The 16457-nt window shown below is 71.5% G+C and carries 14 protein-coding genes; 10 read left to right on the forward strand and 4 right to left on the reverse strand.

The window, feature by feature from the left end; genetic code table 11:
- Positions 1-2 precede the first annotated feature (2 nt).
- Positions 3-959 (reverse strand): ABC transporter substrate-binding protein, encoded by a 957-nt coding sequence (locus ACZ4WS_RS07920; RefSeq protein ID WP_467978180.1) that lies wholly within the window; start codon positions 957-959, stop codon positions 3-5.
- A 539-nt stretch (positions 960-1498) separates the two neighbouring features.
- Here ACZ4WS_RS07920 and ACZ4WS_RS07925 point away from each other — a divergent pair.
- The 4 genes from ACZ4WS_RS07925 to ACZ4WS_RS07940 all read left to right on the forward strand — a co-directional run bounded on the left by ACZ4WS_RS07925 (position 1499) and on the right by ACZ4WS_RS07940 (position 5014).
- Positions 1499-2722: an NAD(P)-dependent malic enzyme gene (locus ACZ4WS_RS07925; protein ID WP_467978182.1), complete on the forward strand. Its 1224-nt coding sequence runs from the start codon at positions 1499-1501 to the stop codon at positions 2720-2722.
- A 330-nt stretch (positions 2723-3052) separates the two neighbouring features.
- Positions 3053-4018 (forward strand): zinc-binding dehydrogenase, encoded by a 966-nt coding sequence (locus ACZ4WS_RS07930; RefSeq protein ID WP_467978184.1) that lies wholly within the window; start codon positions 3053-3055, stop codon positions 4016-4018.
- A 199-nt stretch (positions 4019-4217) separates the two neighbouring features.
- Positions 4218-4427: a helix-turn-helix domain-containing protein gene (locus ACZ4WS_RS07935; RefSeq protein WP_010984411.1), complete on the forward strand. Its 210-nt coding sequence runs from the start codon at positions 4218-4220 to the stop codon at positions 4425-4427.
- A complete protein-coding gene (locus ACZ4WS_RS07940; protein WP_467978186.1) occupies positions 4427-5014 on the forward strand; it encodes a Clp protease N-terminal domain-containing protein in 588 nt (195 codons plus the stop codon). The genes ACZ4WS_RS07935 and ACZ4WS_RS07940 overlap by 1 nt, the downstream gene beginning before the upstream one ends.
- A gap of 112 nt (positions 5015-5126) precedes the next feature.
- Here the strand turns inward: ACZ4WS_RS07940 and ACZ4WS_RS07945 are convergent, their stop codons facing one another.
- Both ACZ4WS_RS07945 and ACZ4WS_RS07950 read right to left on the reverse strand, forming a co-directional pair.
- Positions 5127-6197: a PadR family transcriptional regulator gene (locus ACZ4WS_RS07945; RefSeq protein ID WP_467978188.1), complete on the reverse strand. Its 1071-nt coding sequence runs from the start codon at positions 6195-6197 to the stop codon at positions 5127-5129.
- Position 6198: 1 nt separating this feature from the next.
- Positions 6199-7182 carry a DUF4097 family beta strand repeat-containing protein gene (locus tag ACZ4WS_RS07950; RefSeq protein ID WP_467978190.1) on the reverse strand — a complete coding sequence of 328 codons (984 nt, stop codon included), beginning with the start codon at positions 7180-7182 and terminating at the stop codon, positions 6199-6201.
- Between the two features lie 225 nt (positions 7183-7407).
- On the opposite strand from ACZ4WS_RS07950, the gene ACZ4WS_RS07955 reads away from it, so the two are divergent.
- Positions 7408-8238: a hypothetical protein gene (locus ACZ4WS_RS07955; RefSeq protein WP_467978192.1), complete on the forward strand. Its 831-nt coding sequence runs from the start codon at positions 7408-7410 to the stop codon at positions 8236-8238.
- 39 nt (positions 8239-8277) lie between these two features.
- Here ACZ4WS_RS07955 and ACZ4WS_RS07960 read toward each other — a convergent pair whose 3' ends face one another.
- Complete coding sequence (locus ACZ4WS_RS07960) at positions 8278-8460, reverse strand: DUF6104 family protein (protein ID WP_018892073.1); 183 nt, start codon at positions 8458-8460, stop codon at positions 8278-8280.
- A gap of 183 nt (positions 8461-8643) precedes the next feature.
- On the opposite strand from ACZ4WS_RS07960, the gene ACZ4WS_RS07965 reads away from it, so the two are divergent.
- From ACZ4WS_RS07965 to fxsA, 5 genes are all read left to right on the forward strand, one after another.
- Positions 8644-9249: a CU044_2847 family protein gene (locus ACZ4WS_RS07965; RefSeq protein ID WP_467978194.1), complete on the forward strand. Its 606-nt coding sequence runs from the start codon at positions 8644-8646 to the stop codon at positions 9247-9249.
- Complete coding sequence (locus ACZ4WS_RS07970) at positions 9246-11405, forward strand: VMAP-C domain-containing protein (RefSeq protein ID WP_467978195.1); 2160 nt, start codon at positions 9246-9248, stop codon at positions 11403-11405. Before ACZ4WS_RS07965 ends, ACZ4WS_RS07970 begins: the two co-directional genes overlap by 4 nt.
- A 180-nt stretch (positions 11406-11585) precedes the next feature.
- Positions 11586-12629 (forward strand): AAA family ATPase, encoded by a 1044-nt coding sequence (locus ACZ4WS_RS07975; RefSeq protein ID WP_467978197.1) that lies wholly within the window; start codon positions 11586-11588, stop codon positions 12627-12629.
- Between the two features lie 7 nt (positions 12630-12636).
- The gene (locus ACZ4WS_RS07980; protein WP_467978199.1) at positions 12637-15999 is read left to right on the forward strand and encodes an SAV_2336 N-terminal domain-related protein; all 3363 of its coding nucleotides are present in this window, start codon (positions 12637-12639) and stop codon (positions 15997-15999) included.
- Positions 16000-16053: 54 nt separating this feature from the next.
- Positions 16054-16230, forward strand: a complete 177-nt coding sequence (gene fxsA, locus ACZ4WS_RS07985) for an FxSxx-COOH cyclophane-containing RiPP peptide (protein ID WP_467978201.1) — start codon at positions 16054-16056, stop codon at positions 16228-16230.
- Positions 16231-16457: the final 227 nt, after the last annotated feature.

A 16457-nucleotide genomic window follows, 5' to 3' on the forward strand; every position in this document is an offset into this window, starting at 1 on the left:
GCTCACTTGCCGCCGTTGATCGCGGACTTCTCGATCGCGCCGGACTGGGCGCCCCACTTCTCCAGGACCTTCTGGTACGAACCGTCCTTGATGATCGCGTCGACGGCTTCCTTCAGCACGTCACGCAGCTCGGTGTTCTTCTTGTCGAGGATGATGCCGAACGGGCCGGCGTCGTACTGCTTATTGATCACTTCGTAGGCGTTGCCGCCGTCGGCCTTGCGGGCCAGGTCCAGGGCGACCGGGTAGTCGTTGATGCCGGCCACCGCGCCACCGGACTTCACCCGGGTCTGGGCCTCGGTGTCGTTGTCGAACGACTCGATGTTGATGGCCTTCTTGCCACCGCTCGTGCACTTCTTGGACTGGTCCTTGAGCGCCTGCTCGTAGGTGGTGCCCCGCTGCACGGCAGCGGTCTTGCCACAGAGGTCCTCGATGCCCGTGATCTTCTCCGGGTTGCCCTTCTTGACGTAGATGGCAGTACCGGCGGTGAAGTAGTCGACGAAGTCGACGCCCTCGCCGAGCTTCTTGCCCTTGTCGTCCAGGCCTTCCTGGCGCTGCTTGTTGTCCGTGATGGACGACATCGCGATGTCGTAGCGGCCGGAGTTGACGGCGGTGATCAGGCCGTCGAAGGAGCCGGAGGTGAACTGGAACTTCACACCGAGCTGCTTGCTCAGCGCGTCGGCCAGGTCCGGGTCGACGCCGACGATCTTGCCGCCCTCGGTCGACTCCATCGGGGCGTACTCGGCGTTCGTGCCGACCTTGATGACACCCGCGTCCTGGATCTTCTTCGGCAGCTTGGAGAAGAGGGGGGCGCTGTTGGCCGAGGCCGTCTTGGAGCCACCCCCGCTGTTCGTCTGGTCACCGCAGCCGGTGAGGATCAGGGCGCCGGCGACCGCGATCGCACCGACCGCGGCTATCCGGGACTGCGCGGCGGTCGTACGACGGGTGGAGCTTGCGGTCATGGTGGGTTCCTCCGGCGGATGAGGGAGTAGCCGATAGGTCGACGAGAACACACACCATCGGGTGTCGCGACCTCGTGTGATGACGGCATCTTGCCATTCGGACTGCGGCATTCAGACGACCGGCTATGTCAAAATCGGATAACGGGTGACCCCCGAACCGCTACCGACCGGTACATCAGGCCGGACCTTATGCGGGAATCACTCCTTCCGGCCGGAAGATCTTCGGTGCATCTCAGGATGCGGGCGGCCGCGTCTCCACCATTGCGGCGCTGGAGGGCAAGTCGTGGACTTGTCCACATATCCAGGTATGAGTCATGTCACCGGCGTGTGACCTTCGCGTTATGGACTCGTCGGCGACACTGTCCGTCCGGTAAGAAGGTTCTTTACACCCCTCATCCGGGGCTCAGGGCGCGTGTGCGGCGCGCCCGTCGCGCAAACGCCCGTACGCAACCACGGCGGCTGGGCTTGCGCGGTGCCCGCCCACCCCTCAACCAGGAGTGGTCACCCTCAAACAATGAAGACTTAAGGGGTAAAACAAAGTGGCAGCGGAGATCGTCAATCCTCGCAGCGACAGCAGTACGGATCAGGAAGGCGGGGGCGAGCCCCTCGATTCCTTCGACCCGGCATTCGCGCTGCATCGTGGCGGCAAGATGGCCGTGCAGGCCACCGTGCCCGTTCGTGACAAGGACGACCTGTCCCTGGCGTACACGCCCGGCGTCGCGAAGGTGTGCAGCGCGATCGCCGAGCAGCCCGAGCTCGTCCACGACTACACGTGGAAGTCGTCCGTCGTCGCTGTGGTGACGGACGGGACGGCCGTGCTCGGACTCGGCGACATCGGCCCGGAGGCCTCGCTCCCCGTCATGGAGGGCAAGGCGATTCTGTTCAAGCAGTTCGGCGGGGTCGACGCGGTGCCGATCGCGCTCGCGTGCACGGGCGTCGACGAGATCGTCGAGACCGTGGTCCGGCTGGCGCCGTCCTTCGGTGGCGTCAACCTGGAGGACATCTCGGCGCCCCGGTGCTTCGAGATCGAGCGGAAGCTCCAGGAGCGCCTGGACATTCCCGTCTTCCACGACGACCAGCACGGGACCGCGGTCGTGACGCTGGCGGCGCTGCGGAACGCCGCGAAGCTGACCGGGCGGACGCTCGGTGACCTGCGCGCGGTGATTTCCGGCGCCGGTGCCGCCGGGGTCGCCATCGCCAAGTTCCTGCTGGAGGCGGGGCTCGGTGACGTCGCCGTCACGGACCGCAAGGGTGTCGTGTCGAGGGACCGGGACGACCTGACGGACGTCAAGCGGGAGCTTGCGGAGATCACCAACAAGGCGGGCCTCTCGGGGTCGCTGGAGTCGGCTCTCGCGGGCGCCGACGTCTTCATCGGCGTCTCCGGGGGTACGGTGCCGGAGCCGGCGGTGGCTTCGATGGCCGAGGGCGCGTTCGTGTTCGCCATGGCCAACCCGAACCCCGAGGTGCACCCGGACATCGCCCACAAGTACGCGGCTGTCGTCGCGACCGGGCGGTCCGACTTCCCCAACCAGATCAACAACGTGCTGGCGTTCCCCGGCATCTTCGCGGGTGCCCTGCAGGTGCGGGCCTCCCGGATCACGGAGGGCATGAAGATCGCGGCGGCCGACGCGCTGGCCGCGGTCGTGGGGGATGACCTTGCCGCGGATTACGTGATTCCTTCGCCGTTCGACGAGCGGGTGGCTCCGGCGGTTACGGCCGCCGTGGCCGCGGCTGCTCGGGCGGAGGGTGTCGCTCGCCGCTGACGCGGTTGGTGGTGTGGCCCCGCCGGGATTCTTCCGGCGGGGCCATTTTTTGCTTGGGGGGTGGGCCGGGTGGGTGGTTTTTCGCCCCCTCCGCCCCTGCCCGTCCCGTACCTGGGGGCTGCCGCCCCAGGCCCCCGCTGTCGCGCTGACGCGCTCGTCCTCAAACTCCCCCACTCTCGGCTTCGCTCGAGCGGGGGGACCCCCACGACGGGCTGAAATCGGCCCCTCCGGCGTTTGAGGGCGGGGCGAAAACCGCTTTGGGGTCGGCGGGACGTGTGTCACACGGGGACCTGGTTCCCCCGGGCGGGGACGGAGCCTATCGTCAAGGTCATGTTCGCTGCTTACGCTGCCCGAATCGACCGTGACCAGCCGCTGAACGGCCTGGAGTTGGGGGAGCGCCCGGCCCCCGAGAAGAGGCCCGGCTGGACGACCGTGAACGTGCGGGCCGCCTCGCTCAATCACCACGACCTGTGGTCGCTGCGCGGAGTCGGCCTGGCCGAGGACAAACTGCCGATGATCCTCGGCTGCGACGCCGCCGGAATCGACGAGGACGGCAATGAGGTCGTCCTGCACTCCGTGATCGGACAGACCGGGCACGGGGTCGGCCCCAAGGAACCCCGGTCCATCCTCACCGAGCGTTACCAGGGCACCTTCGCCGAGCAGGTCTCCGTACCGGCGTGGAACGTGCTTCCGAAGCCCAAGGAGCTGTCGTTCGAAGAGGCCGCCTGTCTGCCCACCGCCTGGCTGACGGCTTACCGGATGCTCTTCACCAATGCCGGGGTACGTCCCGGAGACTCCGTCCTCGTCCAGGGCGCCGGCGGTGGCGTGGCGACGGCGGCGATCGTGCTCGGGAAGGCCGCCGGGCTGCGGGTGTTCGCCACCAGCCGCGACGAGGCCAAGCGGAAGAGGGCCGTCGAGCTGGGGGCCGTAGAGGCGTTCGAGTCCGGGGCCCGGCTGCCGCAGCGCGTGGACGCCGTCATCGAGACGGTCGGTGCCGCCACGTGGTCGCATTCGGTGAAGTCCCTGCGGCCCGGCGGCACTCTGGTCATCTCGGGTGCGACGAGCGGTGACCGGCCCTCGCACGCCGAACTGACCCGCATCTTCTTCCTGGAGCTGAAGGTCGTCGGCTCCACGATGGGCACCAAGGACGAGCTGGAGGACCTGCTGGCGTTCTGCGCCGCCACCGGCGTACGGCCCGTCATTGACGAGGTGCTTCCGCTCGACCGGGCCCGCGAGGGGTTCGAACGGCTGGAGTCCGGCGATCAGTTCGGGAAGATCGTGCTCACGGTGGGCTGAGGTCCGTATGTGACGCGGGCTGGAGTCGGTATGTGACGTTTCACGTGCATTCCACGTGCATTCCACGTGCACTCCACGTGCATTCCAGGCGTTTTCCGCTGCGGCGGGCTCGGGGTCTTCGAGCCCGCCGTTTGCGTGTCCGTGCCTGCATCTGTCAACCGTGGTTGACGTGGCGAGGGTGTCAATGTAGGTTGACAGTATGACCGAAGCAACGGATCTTGCCGAGCGCGCGGGTGATCGCGATCCGCGGATCGGGCTGCGGGCGGTCTCCGCGCTGCGGAGGCTGCTGGAGCAGTTGGAAGCGGTACAGGTGCGCAGTGCGCGCAATCAGGGCTGGTCGTGGCAGGAGATCGCCGCGGAACTCGGAGTGAGCAGGCAGGCCGTGCACAAGAAGTACGGGAGGCAGTGATGTTCGAGCGGTTCACGAAGGATGCGCGCGCCGTTGTCGAGGGTGCGGCGCGTCAGTCCGAGCGGGCGGGGGACGCGACGGTCGAGGAGGCGCACCTGCTGCTCGCTCTCCTTGAGCGGGAGGGGAGTCGTGGGTCGTTCGCCCTCGCCTCGCTCGGGTTGGCGGGGCGTCGTGACTCGGTGGAACGGGCGCTGGCCGAGGCCCGTCGCCGCGGTGGGCTCTCCCGCGCGGACGCGGACGCACTCTCCGGGCTCGGTATCGACCTCTCGGAGATCGTCTCCCGGGTTGAGGAGGCGCACGGGGTGGGGGCCTTGGAGTCGGGGAGGAAGGGGGGTGGCGGAAGTGGGGGTGCGGGGTGGTTGTCCCGCCGTCGGCCCTTCAGCGCGGGGGCTCGGGATGTGTTGACCCGGTCCCTTCGGATCGCCCTTGCTCACCATGATCGGCACATCGGTGACGAGCATCTGCTGATGGCTCTCACAGTGCGGGGTGGGGTGCCTGCGGAGGTGCTTGCCGAGCACGGGGTCACGTATGAGGCGGTGACGCGGGTGCTGTACGGGGGCGGGGGTGGTGTGGCCGAGGCGGGGTGAGGGTTGGGTACAGGGTTACGGGGGTGTCTGTGCCTGGGGACTGTGCCTGGGGGCTGCGGCCCCAGGCAGCCGCTGTCGGCGTGAACGGCCTCGTCCTCGAACGCCGGACGGGCTACACATGCTTGCGCAGCGCCGCGCCGATGTGTGCCGCCGCCGTCGACAAGTGGCGGCGGGTCTCGCGTAGCTGTTCCTCCGTCACTCCTTGGTCGCGGGCCGCGTCGCGGATGTCGTCGCGGAAGCGGTCGAGGAGGCGGTCGAGGTCGCGGGCGGGGTTGCCGGTGGAGTCCTCGTGGGCCCAGGAGGGTTCGTAGCCGGCGGGGAAGTCGTCCGGGGTGACCGTGTAGTCCGGCTCCTTCGCCGCGCCGGTCGTCGCTCCGCTCGTTGCTCCGGTCGTCGTTCCCGGGCGTCCGAAGCCGAAGTCCTTACCGAAGTCCTTCCCGAAGGTCTTTCCGAACTCGCCGAATTCCTTGGCCAGTTCGTTCAGTCCCTCGCGGACACCCGTCGGCCAGTCGCCCCGCGCGAAGTGCTCCTGGACCTGGTCCTGGACCCGCTTGGCCATGCGCTGCATCTCGTCCTGGGCCTCCTTGGCCTGACGGCGGGCGCGCTGGCTCTCGTCGCGGGCGCGGCGGCTCTCGTCCTTCGCACGGCGGGTCTGCTCCTTCCATTCCTGCTTGACGCGCCGCATCTCCTCCTTCGCGGCTCGCCATGCTTCCTTGTCGCGGTATTCGCCGAAGTCCCCGAACTCGCCCGAGGCGGTGGCGTGTTCCCCGGGTCCGGCGCCGCCCTTGGTGCCGCGCCGGGCCTCCGTGGCCGCCGCCCCCATCTCGCGGCGCAGATCGCCCGCCGCGCCCCGTACGTCGGCACGGATCTCCGCCGCGAGCTCCGCCACCGACTCGCGGATCTCCAGCTCCAGATCGGCCAGTTCGCCGCTGCGGTCGGCCAGTTCGGCGCGGCCCGCGTCCGTGATCGCGTACACCTTGCGACCGCCCTCGGTCGTGTGTGTGACGAGTCTTTCCGCCTCCAGCTTCGCCAGCCGGGGGTAGACGGTGCCCGCCGAGGGGGCGTACAGGCCCTGGAAGCGCTCTTCCAGGAGCCGGATCACCTCGTACCCGTGGCGCGGCGCCTCGTCCAGCAGCTTCAGCAGGTAGAGCCGCAGGCGACCATGAGCGAAGACGGGAGGCATCTCAGAGCACCTTCTTGTCGGAGGGGGCATTGGAGGGAGCGTCGGTCGGGACATCGGTCGGGACGGCGGTCGAGATGTCGGCCGGGCCGTCGGTCGCGCCGTCGGCTGGAGCGGTGTCCGGTGGCGTGGTGTCCGGTGACGTGGTGTCGTACGGTCCGTCCTCGTACGGCTCGTCCTCTGCCGGTGGGCGGCGGAGGAGGGCGATGGAGCCGGAGGCCGTCATCGCCTTCAGCCTGCCGTTGCCCGCGCCCAGTCGCCCGGTGAGCTTCTTGGCGCCCCACTGTCCGCTGATCCGGAGGTCCTCGAAGGCGCTGGAGACGGAGCCGCTCGCGGTCTTCGCCTCCACCTCCGCGTCCGCGGGGTGCGGGAGGCGGATGGCGATCTCGCCCGAGACGTTCGTCAGCTGGACGTCGGTGGGGGTGCCCGTGGGGTCGAGGTCCACGATCATCGAGCCGCTCACCGACTCGGCCCGCACGGAGGAGCCGGAGCCCTCCAGGACGGTCAGGTCGCCGGAGACGGAGTTGAAGCGGAGGTCGCCGGTGACGGCCTGGGCCTCCAGGTTTCCGGAGACGGTGTTCACGTGCACGGGCCCCGCGACGCGGACGAGTGTCGTGTCGCCCGTGACGCCCTTCACCTCCACGCGCCCGTCTATCCCGGAGACCACGGCGGCGGCGCCGACCACGCCCACCTCGACGCGCGTGCCGACCGGGACGGCCAGTGAGACCACCGCGGCGCGGCGCCAGCCCTTGCGGTCGAGCCACTTGAGGAAGCCCTTCCAGGGAAGGTCTTCGTACGCCACCGTGAGCGTGCCGCTCTCCTGGATGACCTGGAGGGGCGGGCCCGCCAGCTCGGACACCTCGAGGCGGGGGGAACCTTCGTCGGTGCCCACCACGTTCACTGTTCCGTTGACCACGCGCACGTGCAGCGCCGTCACGGGGTCGTCGAAGGTGAGCTTCCTCGGCTCTGCGACGGACCACTCGGACATGATGCGGACCTCCTCGACCGGACCGGGCCGGGACGTGGATGGGACGTGGAAAGGACATGGGTGGGGCATGGGTGGTGCTGGATGGAGTGACGCGCCATATCGCGTCTTCGCTACTCACGATATATCGCGGATGTCGAAAGTCAAGACACTTGTTCCAGCGGCCACCGGAAGGGGGTAAAGGGATAAAAGGGGCAAGGCGCGGTGAAATCGCCCTAACGTATGACCATGTCGACGACGCCCGACGAGCACTCGGCCCAGGCGGCCCCCGGCGCCCTGCTCCTGTGCCGGGCGCATCCCGAGTCCGTCGGTCCCGCCGCCCAGCTGCTGCGTGAGCGGATGCTGCTCACCGGGGCCGGTCCCGAGTGGAGCGTGCTGGTTCCCGAGGGCAAGCCCTGGCTGCACGGCGCGGAACCGGTCGACCGCGTGGTCACCGGCTGGGCCACGGCTCTTGCCGTCGGCGCCCCCTGGCCCGTACTCGCCCTCTGGTGGGACGCCGACCGGGGCGGCTACACCCTCGCCTCGGGTTTCCGCCGCACCGTCGGCTACGAGTGGCTGGCGAACGGCACCCCGGTCGGCGAGGACGAGGCGATGCGCACCTTCGCCGCGCGGCTCGGGCTCGACCCGGTGCTCGACATGCAGTCCCTGGAGCAGCTGACGAAACCCGACTCCGCAGCGGACGTCCGCGCGCGCATGCGCGGGCTGCTCGCCGTCCTCGCGCGCGCGGGAGTGCTGCTTCCGGCCGGCCTCAGTCCTGGTGAACCCGCCGACCGGCTCGGTGCGGTGGCCCGGATCCAGCCCGGTGCCGAACAGATCGAGTGGGTGGGGTGGCGTGCCGCCGTCCGCGCGGAACTCGATGTCGTCGAGGGCGGCAGCCTGGGGTCCTGGCTGCGTGGTCCGAAGGCCCGCACTCTCGCCGCGGCCCAGCTGGCCGTCGGTCTCCCGCTCACCGTCTGTGGTGTACGCCGCCGCAGTGGCGGCTGGATCGTCGCCGGGGCGCTCCTGATGATCCACGGCGCCCTCGGCCTCGCCTACGACCGGCTGCGGGCCTTCGACTGAGGCCCGGGCGGAGGCCAGGCGCCAGGAGGGCGCCGAGTCCTACTCCTCGTCGTCCTCGTCGTCCAGGCGCGCCAGCCACGTCGCCAGCCGTTCCACCGGGACCTCGAAGTCCGGGTTGAGATCGACAAACGTACGCAGCTGCTCGGCGAGCCACTCGAAGGTGATCTCTTCCTCGCCGCGCCGCTTCTCCAGTTCCTCGATGCCGCGGTCGGTGAAGTACATGGATGGTGCTCCGTGAGTGAAGTGATGGGCGGGGGGCTTCCCGTAAGGGGAGGCTAGGAAAAGGATAGGTGGGGGCGGGCGACGCCCGGAGGTCCTCTCGCGCGGCCGTCGGCCTGACGCTAGCCTGCGCAAAGGGCGGGCGGGACCACGGGGGCGCGGGGTGACGGGGGAACGGGGGATGTCATGGGTGATGGAGTGACCCGGATCGCACGGATCGAGCTGCCGGACGGGACGCCGGTGTGGGCGCGGATCTCGGGGGCCGAGGAACTGGACGAGCCGTCGGGCGAGCTGTCGTTCACGGACGTGGGGTTCGGTGAGCGGATCGAGGCGCAGGTCGAGAGCCTGCAGTCGGTGATCACCGGCGTCGCGCGCTCGCTGGCGGCGCCGCTGCGTGCCGTCCGGCCCGACGAGGTCAGTGTCGAGTTCGGGATCGAACTGACGGCGAAGGCCGGGAAGGTCGTCGGCCTCCTCGCGGACGGCGAGGCCAAGGCCGGCATCACGGTGACGCTCACTTGGAACGGCGGCCCACCGAACCTCGACTCCACCGACGGAAGTGGTGGCTCTTCGGCTCCGGGTCCTGCCGGGGGAAGTGGTGGCTCATCGACCCCGGCTCCCACCAGCGGAACCAGCGGTCCGCCGACTCCCACCCCCACCAACGAAAACACACCCCCACCCCCTACTGACGGAAACGCGCAGCCAGACCCGGTGACCGCCCCGCGCGCGGGCGCGTCCCCCGGCGCCCCGGCGCACGGTGGTTACGGTGACGCCTCTGTCGGGGGCGGGGCATGACGGACGGGCACGCCCGGGGCGCACCGGGCGGCTCCGAGAACGCTCATCGTGCGCTGCGTGATCTCGTGATGGCGGCGACGGTGCGCATCCATCGCGTGGCGTCCGGGTATGCCCTGGACGAACCCGGCACGTTCCTCGGGAGTGGTTTCTTCATCGCTCCGAACTGGGTTCTCACCTGCGCGCATGTGGCGCGGAGCGGGGAGGGGGGCGAGGTCACCGTGGTCTACGAGACAGGGCCGGGCCGCGGTACGTCCGCCGTCGTCGGCGAGGTGGCGACCGCTCTCCCGGAGGCGATGCCGGGGGCTCTCCCTGGGGCCCTCCCGGACCGCGCCGCGCGTGCCGTGCGCGGCAGTTGGCCCTCCCCGGACCTTGCGCTCGTCCGGCTGCGCGAGCCCGTCGACCACGACTGCGCCTATGTCACCGAGCGCCCGGCGGCGTACTACGGAGAGGCGGTCGTCTTCTACTCCGGCTGGTCCGTGGTCGGCGGGGAGCTGCGCCGGCTGAACGGGACCTGCACGGTCCAGGGCACCCTCGGCGGCTGGTCCGAGGACGAGCAGATACGGCTGGGCGGTGACGTGCTGCCGCCAGGGGTCTCGGGAGGGCCGGTGGTCGACCCCGTACGCGGTGAGGTCGTCGGTGTCCTGAAGTCGCAGGCGGACCGGGGTCTCGGCGGCACCTCCACGGGGGTGGAGCAGTTACGGTCCCTGCCGGTGCCGACGGATGCGGTGCGGGCCGAGCACGACGATCTGTACCAGGCGGTCTTCCACGCCCACGACCGCTACCACCGCGACCGGCAGCGCCATCCCGACGCCGTCCGCAGCACCTGGGCCGACGTCCAGCACCAGCTCGGCGCCCGGCCCGGCCGCGCGCTCAGCCCCGACGAGCGGACCCAGCTGCTCGGCAGGCTCGCCGATCTGCCGCCGCCCGTCAGCACACGGGGTCTGCTCGACGTACTCGAATCCCTCCTCGGCGGCCAGGGCACGATCTCGCACCCGGCGCCGCGCGGCTGGCGTGACGGTCTCGGGGCGCTGTACGAGAGTTCGCGTCAGGACGGCGCGCTGGAACTGGTGCTCGACTATGCGATGCGGGTCATGTCCGCCGAGCGCCCCTTCGTCACGCCGGGCACGCAGAGCGCGGAGCGGGCGTTGTGGGAGTGGGTGCGGCAGGCCGCGGAGGGGCACCTGGGGCTCGCGTACCGGCGTCGGCTCGGGCAGCAGCGCGTCGAGAGTCTCCGGCTGCCGCACCGCGAGCCGTCCTCGTCGGGTGCACCGCCGGCGCACACCTCGGCGCACACCGCCCACCGCGCGCCCCGTCCCTTCGCCCTGCTCGAACTGGTGCAGCTGGCCTGGGAACCGGACCGCTGCGACTGGCGGGTCTCCGTGGGCCACCCGACCGGCGGGGTGGAGCGCCTGCGCGACGCCGAGCGCGTTCCGATGGCCAAACTGCCGCGCAGCCTCGCGGCACCCCTCGCGGAGGCCTTCCGCCGCTGCGACGAACCCGGGCAGCCCGCGGTCCTCCAGGTCGCGCTGCCCCATCTGCTGCTCGGCCTTGACGTCGACGACTGGCAGCTCAGGCCGGACGAGGCACCGCTCGGCGCGCACCGGCCGGTGGTCGTGCGCTGCGCGGACCGGGAGCAGCTGCCCGACGGGGACGACCCCGTTCCCGTCGCCAGGACACAGGTCTCCGCCGACGAGGAGGATCTTGAACGCGAGGCACGGTGGCGGTGGATCCATGCGTACGGGGCGGAGGCCGAAGTCCTGGACTGCGAGGACGGGTTACGGGTACCCGTACCGCCCGCGCAGTCGCTGCGCGGGCTGCCGCACCGAACGGTGCCGGTGCTCTGCCGCTACGGCGACCACCGCTTCGAGGACGACCCGGTGGCGCTCGTACGGATCGTGCACGGCGGCTTCGGTGTCGCGCTGTGGCGGCGCTGGCGGGGCCAGTCGGACGCCGTGTGCGGCGAGTTCCACCGGAGGGCGGGCGACACGGTCGCGGGCGCGGACAGTGCGGAGCGGCTTCCCGAGCTCGTCCATGCGCTGCGGGCGGGCCTGCGTGCGGGAAAGCCGGAGACCTTCTGGGCCGATGGCATCGCGCTGTTCTACGACGATCCGCGCCGGCCCCTGCCCGGGACCGGGGACCTGTTGGAGGCGCCATGACCGAAGGACCCGGCGCTGCGCCCTACCGGGAGTACGGCGCAGCGCCGTACCGGGCTCCCAGGAGGACGAACGGGGCTGTTACGAGGCCGTACTTGGCCCTATCGAGGGTTCCCGAGGGTCGATACCGTGATGCACGTTCGACGGCTGCCGGGGTGGACGAGTGACGACGAGGACTGGGCAATGACCGAATCCAGCGAGTGGCTCATCTACCGGGGCGCCGGTGAACCCCACGACGGCATAGACCGTCTGCCGGCCCCGCCGCCCTGGCGCGACTTCGCCGGCCGGCACACGGCCGGGACGAATGGCAATGGGACGGACGGCGACGGGACCGAGGACCGCAGGCTGGGCGCGCACCGGCATCTGGCCGAACTGCACCGGCCGGGCGCCGAGGAACTCGAAATGATCAACGCGGCCCTCTATCTGCGCCGGCCCCTGCTCGTCACCGGCAGCCCCGGCGCGGGCAAGAGCACGCTCGCCCATTCGGTGGCGTACGAACTGGGCCTGGGCAATGTGCTGCGGTGGCCGATCGTCAGCCGGTCCACACTCCAGGACGGGCTCTATCACTACGACGCGATCGCCCGCCTCCAGGACGTGCAGATCGCCGCGCCGGGCGGTGCGCAGACGGCCGGGGCGGTGGCCCCGGGCTCCGTCGAGGGCATCGGCAGCTACATCCGCCTCGGCCCCCTCGGCACCGCGCTGCTGCCGTCCGACACCCCGCGCGTGCTGCTCATCGACGAGCTGGACAAGAGCGACATCGACTTGCCCAACGACCTGCTGAACGTGCTGGAGGAGGGCGAGTTCGCGATACCGGAGCTGGAGCGGATCGCCGACCGGCTGCCCGGCGGCGAGGCCGAGGTGCTCACCGCCGACGGCACCAAGGCGCGGGTGCGCGACGGCCGGGTGCGCTGCCGGGCCTTCCCCTTCGTGGTGCTCACCAGCAACGGCGAGCGTGACTTCCCGGCTCCACTCATGCGCCGCTGCATCCACCTCGAACTGGGGCAGCCGGATCACAAGCGTCTCGCCACCTTCGTACGCGCCCACCTCGGTGACGAGGCCGCGCGGGCCGGGGACGATCTCATCACCCACTTCCTGGAGCGCTCACGCAGCGAACTCGTCGCCGCCGACCAGCTGTTGAACGCCATCTACCTCACCGACGCGGCCGCCCCGCCCAGTCGCGACCGTCTCGCGGACCTGCTCATCCAGCGACTCGACCGCCCGAGGTGACCCGCTGATGCCTGACGCCGCGGCGCGCCACGGGCCGGTACCTCCCGGGCCTTCCGGCGGTGACCCGATCGCCGAACTCATCGCCCGGATGCGGCAGATCGGGCTCGACCCGGACGCCGGTCAGCTCTGCGACACGCTGTGGCTGGCCCGCTGGGCGCGCCCGGCGGACGCCGCCGACGTGGCGGAAGGGAGCATCGCCCAGCCGCCCGGTGCTCCGCCGTCCGGGGGTGACCCGCTGCCCGAGCGCCCGGACATCAGTGACGCCGGTCCGGTTCCGCCCGGCGACCGGCCCGAGCCGCCGCCGCAGGCCGGGGGAGTGGACCGGCGTGTCGCCCTCTACCCCCTGCCACGGGACGGCGCCCCGCAGCTGCGCGGGCGGGGCCGGGCGACGGCGCTCCCGGTCGGGGTGCCCGCCGCGCCCGCGTTCCCCGCTCCGCTCGAACTCCAGCGTGCCTTACGGCCGTTGCAGGGCTACCGGACCGCCGCGCCGCCCCTGCGGACGACCCTCGACGAGACGGCGACCGCGGAGCTGAGCGCCCGCGCCGGGGGTCTGGTCCTGCCGGTGTTCCGAGGGGTGACCCGGGCCGACGCGGCGCTTCAGCTGGTGATGGACGCCTCCTCCTCGATGCGGGTCTGGGACCGGATGTTCGCCGAACTGGAGCAGGTTTTCGGCCAGTTGGGCGCCTTCTGGGACATCCAGGTCAGCCATCTGCACCGGGGACCGGACGGCGAGCCCGCCGTCAGCCGCAGTCCGGAGGCCCACGCGGCCCCGCTGCACTCCGCCGACCGGCTGAGCGATCCCACGGGCCGCCGGATCACCCTCCTGGTCAGCGACTGCGCGGGCCCCCTGTGGCACAGCGGCCACGCCCACCGGCTGCTGTACCACCTGTCCCGGCAGGGCCCCGCCGCCGTACTCCAGCCGCTGCCGCAGCGCATGTGGAACCGCACCCGACTGCCGGTCTCGTACGGCGAGTTGACGCGTGGCGAAGCCCTCGCGGGCGCGGGCACGCTGAAGGTCCGGCTGCCGACGGGCGTCCCGCCGGAGGCCCGCGCCGGGGCGCTTGCCGTGCCCGTACTGCCTCCGGAGCCCACCGCGCTCGGCGCCTGGGCGCGGCTGCTGTCCGGGGCCGGTGCGGGGCCCGTGGCCGGTGCGGTCGGCTGGGTGCGCCACAACCATCCGCCCGCTCAGGCCGCCCGTCCCGGGCGCAGACTGTCCGCGCTCGAACTGGTCAGCCGGTTCCGCTCCAACGCCTCCAAGACGGCGGGACGGCTCGCCGGCTATCTGGCGGCGGCGCCCCTCAGCCTCCCCGTGATGCAGCTCGTACAGCGCACCATGCTGCCCGACTCCGGCCCGTCCGAACTGGCCGAGGTCCTGCTCAGCGGCCTCGTCTCGCGCGCCAAGGCGGAGGAGTACGGGGCGGACGGCGCCCAGTGGTACGAGTTCGCGCCCGGCGTGCAGGAGGCGCTCCTGTCCCCGCTGGGCCGCGACGAGGCCATACTGGTGCTGAAGCACTGCTCGGAGTACATCGAGAACCGCTTCGGCAAGGGCGGCCCCAACTTCCCTGCGCTGGCGCTCGCGCAGCTCGGCGACGGCGGCTCCGGGCGGCCGTACGCGCCGGGCGCCGGATACCCGGGCGAGAACGGCGACAACGGCGGCGCCACCCTGGTCCCGCAGCCCTTCGCCGAGGTCGCCGCGCGGGTCCTGGAGCGCTTCATGCCGCTGCCGGAACAGTTCGCGCTGTACGGCGGCCGGGGGCGCACCGACCTGCCCGACGAGCGGCCGACCCACGCGGCGGTGATCCGGGCCCGCTCCCTGGTCGGGCGGTTCGACACGGACGGCATGGTGCAGGACCTCATCGACGCCGTACAGCTGCTGCGCGGCGCCACCGAACACGAACGGCCCGCCGGTGCCGACCCCGAGCTGTGGGCCGAGTACGCGAACTCTCTGCTGCGGCTGTGGGAGGTGCAGGGCGGCGCGGAGCTGCTGCGCGAGGCCGAGACGGCCGCCGAACGGGCCGTCGCGCACCCGCGCGCCCTGCGCGAACGGGCCGCGCTGGCACGCGTGCTGCACGCCGCCGCCACCGACCGCAGGCGCCGCGGCGACCGGCGCGGCGCGCTCGACCTGCTGCGCCGCGCCGACCGCGAGTACGCCGTGGCCTGCGCCGCACCCGATCTGGAAGCGCGGGAAGCCCTGCGGCTCACCCTGGAACGGGTGCGCGCGCTGGAGGCACAGTGGCGCCTCGGCGGCGACAGCGCGCTGCTCCAGGGCGCGGTCGGCATGCTCGAGGCGTTCGCCGACGCCTGGCCCGACCGGCGCCGCCGCCCGCCCGAACTTCCGCTGGCACACGGTCGTGTCCTGCTGCGCCTGTCGAGCGCGACGGCCGACGACGAACAGGCGCGGTTGTACGCGGAACAGGGCGCCCACTCGCTCAGTGACGCCCTCGAACCGGGTCCCGAGGCCGTGCTCCCCGTCTCCGGCGAACCGTCCCGCGACCGGGTCCGCATCCTCCTCGACCTCGTCGACGCGCTTCTGAAGTCGGGCGGCGAGCTGGACGACGCCCAGGCACGCGTCGACGAGGCGCTGGGCCTGACCCGCGAACAGGGGCTGCGCGCCTCGCTGCTGGTGCGCGCCGGACGCATCAGGGTGGCGCGGTACGCCGAGTCGGGCGACCCGCGCGAACTCCACGAGGCCGCGGAGCGGTTCGAGCACGCCGCCAAGGGCGTGCCCCGGGACGCCCTCGCGCACGCGGACGTGCTCGCCGAATGGGGCGAGGTGTTGCTGCGCCGGGCGGTGCTGGACAACGGACCCGGTACGCGCGAGTCGCTGTCGCAGGCCATCCGGGTGCTGCGGGACTGCCGCACGGAGACCCCGGCGGGCAGCGCGCACCTCGCCCACCGTCTGCTGCTGCTCGGCCGGGCCCTGATGCTGCGCTACCGCGCCCGGGGCGACCGGGTCGATCTGCGGGAGGCCGAGCATCTCTTCGGGCTCGCGGCGCTGGAGGCCGGTGCACCGCTGACGGCCGCGCGCTGCTGGCTGGAGCTGGGGCAGGCGCAGTTCGAGGCGTACCAGAGCCTCGGCAGGCCCGCGCGGCTCGACGAGGCCGTCGACGCGTTCCGCAACGCGGCGGAGTCGGCGCGCGAGGCCGAGCAGGAGGCGGAGACGGACCGGCGACGCCAGGAGGCCGTCGAGTTGGGTGCGCAGGCGCACCACTGGCGGGGTATGTCCTACGAGGCGGCGGCGCGCCCGCGTGCCGCGCGCGAGGCCTACCGGGCCGCCCGGGCCGAGTGGTCCAGGCTGCCGGACGGCGCGGTGTCCACCGGCGAGCCGACTGCCCAGCAGACGGCGCAGCGGCTGGCCGAGCTGGAGTGACGGATCCCGCCCGTCGGCGGACGCCGGGGCGGAGCGAAAGAAGAGGGGGAGGACATGGGCGTACAGGACGACGCGCCGGATTCCGCGGAGCGGCTTCCGGATCTGCTGGAACTGGACCTGGCTGATCTGAGGACACTTCAGCACCCGGTGCTGGCCGAGGTGTTGACGGAGTTGAGGGAGCGGGCCGGGCAGCCCAGCGAGATGCTCTGGGGGTTCAACAACGCCTTCTGAGGCTTCCGCAACGCCATCTGAGGCGCCTTCCGAGGCGTCTTCTGCAGCGCCTCCCGAGGCGAAGAGTCGGTCAATTGATGGTCACAAGGCAACAGTTTTGGTCTGCCCTGTGACTGAACCGGACAAGTTCGATCGTGCCGCGTTTGCGTCGGGCCCCCGTCAGGGAATGCCGCACCGTACGGGCGGGGGACCGTGGCGCGGGCCGTACCGCGGGAGCGCGGGCCGTA

Source organism: Streptomyces sp. NPDC029292, from assembly GCF_055569295.1.

Coding starts and splice junctions, on each gene's coding strand:
- ACZ4WS_RS07920 (WP_467978180.1), bottom strand. CDS start 959: ATGACCGCAAGCTCCACCCGTCGTACGACCGCCGCGCAGTCCCGGATA.
- ACZ4WS_RS07930 (WP_467978184.1), top strand. CDS start 3,053: ATGTTCGCTGCTTACGCTGCCCGAATCGACCGTGACCAGCCGCTGAAC.
- ACZ4WS_RS07935 (WP_010984411.1), top strand. CDS start 4,218: ATGACCGAAGCAACGGATCTTGCCGAGCGCGCGGGTGATCGCGATCCG.
- ACZ4WS_RS07940 (WP_467978186.1), top strand. CDS start 4,427: ATGTTCGAGCGGTTCACGAAGGATGCGCGCGCCGTTGTCGAGGGTGCG.
- ACZ4WS_RS07945 (WP_467978188.1), bottom strand. CDS start 6,197: ATGCCTCCCGTCTTCGCTCATGGTCGCCTGCGGCTCTACCTGCTGAAG.
- ACZ4WS_RS07950 (WP_467978190.1), bottom strand. CDS start 7,182: ATGTCCGAGTGGTCCGTCGCAGAGCCGAGGAAGCTCACCTTCGACGAC.
- ACZ4WS_RS07955 (WP_467978192.1), top strand. CDS start 7,408: ATGTCGACGACGCCCGACGAGCACTCGGCCCAGGCGGCCCCCGGCGCC.
- ACZ4WS_RS07960 (WP_018892073.1), bottom strand. CDS start 8,460: ATGTACTTCACCGACCGCGGCATCGAGGAACTGGAGAAGCGGCGCGGC.
- ACZ4WS_RS07965 (WP_467978194.1), top strand. CDS start 8,644: ATGGGTGATGGAGTGACCCGGATCGCACGGATCGAGCTGCCGGACGGG.
- ACZ4WS_RS07970 (WP_467978195.1), top strand. CDS start 9,246: ATGACGGACGGGCACGCCCGGGGCGCACCGGGCGGCTCCGAGAACGCT.
- ACZ4WS_RS07975 (WP_467978197.1), top strand. CDS start 11,586: ATGACCGAATCCAGCGAGTGGCTCATCTACCGGGGCGCCGGTGAACCC.
- ACZ4WS_RS07980 (WP_467978199.1), top strand. CDS start 12,637: ATGCCTGACGCCGCGGCGCGCCACGGGCCGGTACCTCCCGGGCCTTCC.
- fxsA (WP_467978201.1), top strand. CDS start 16,054: ATGGGCGTACAGGACGACGCGCCGGATTCCGCGGAGCGGCTTCCGGAT.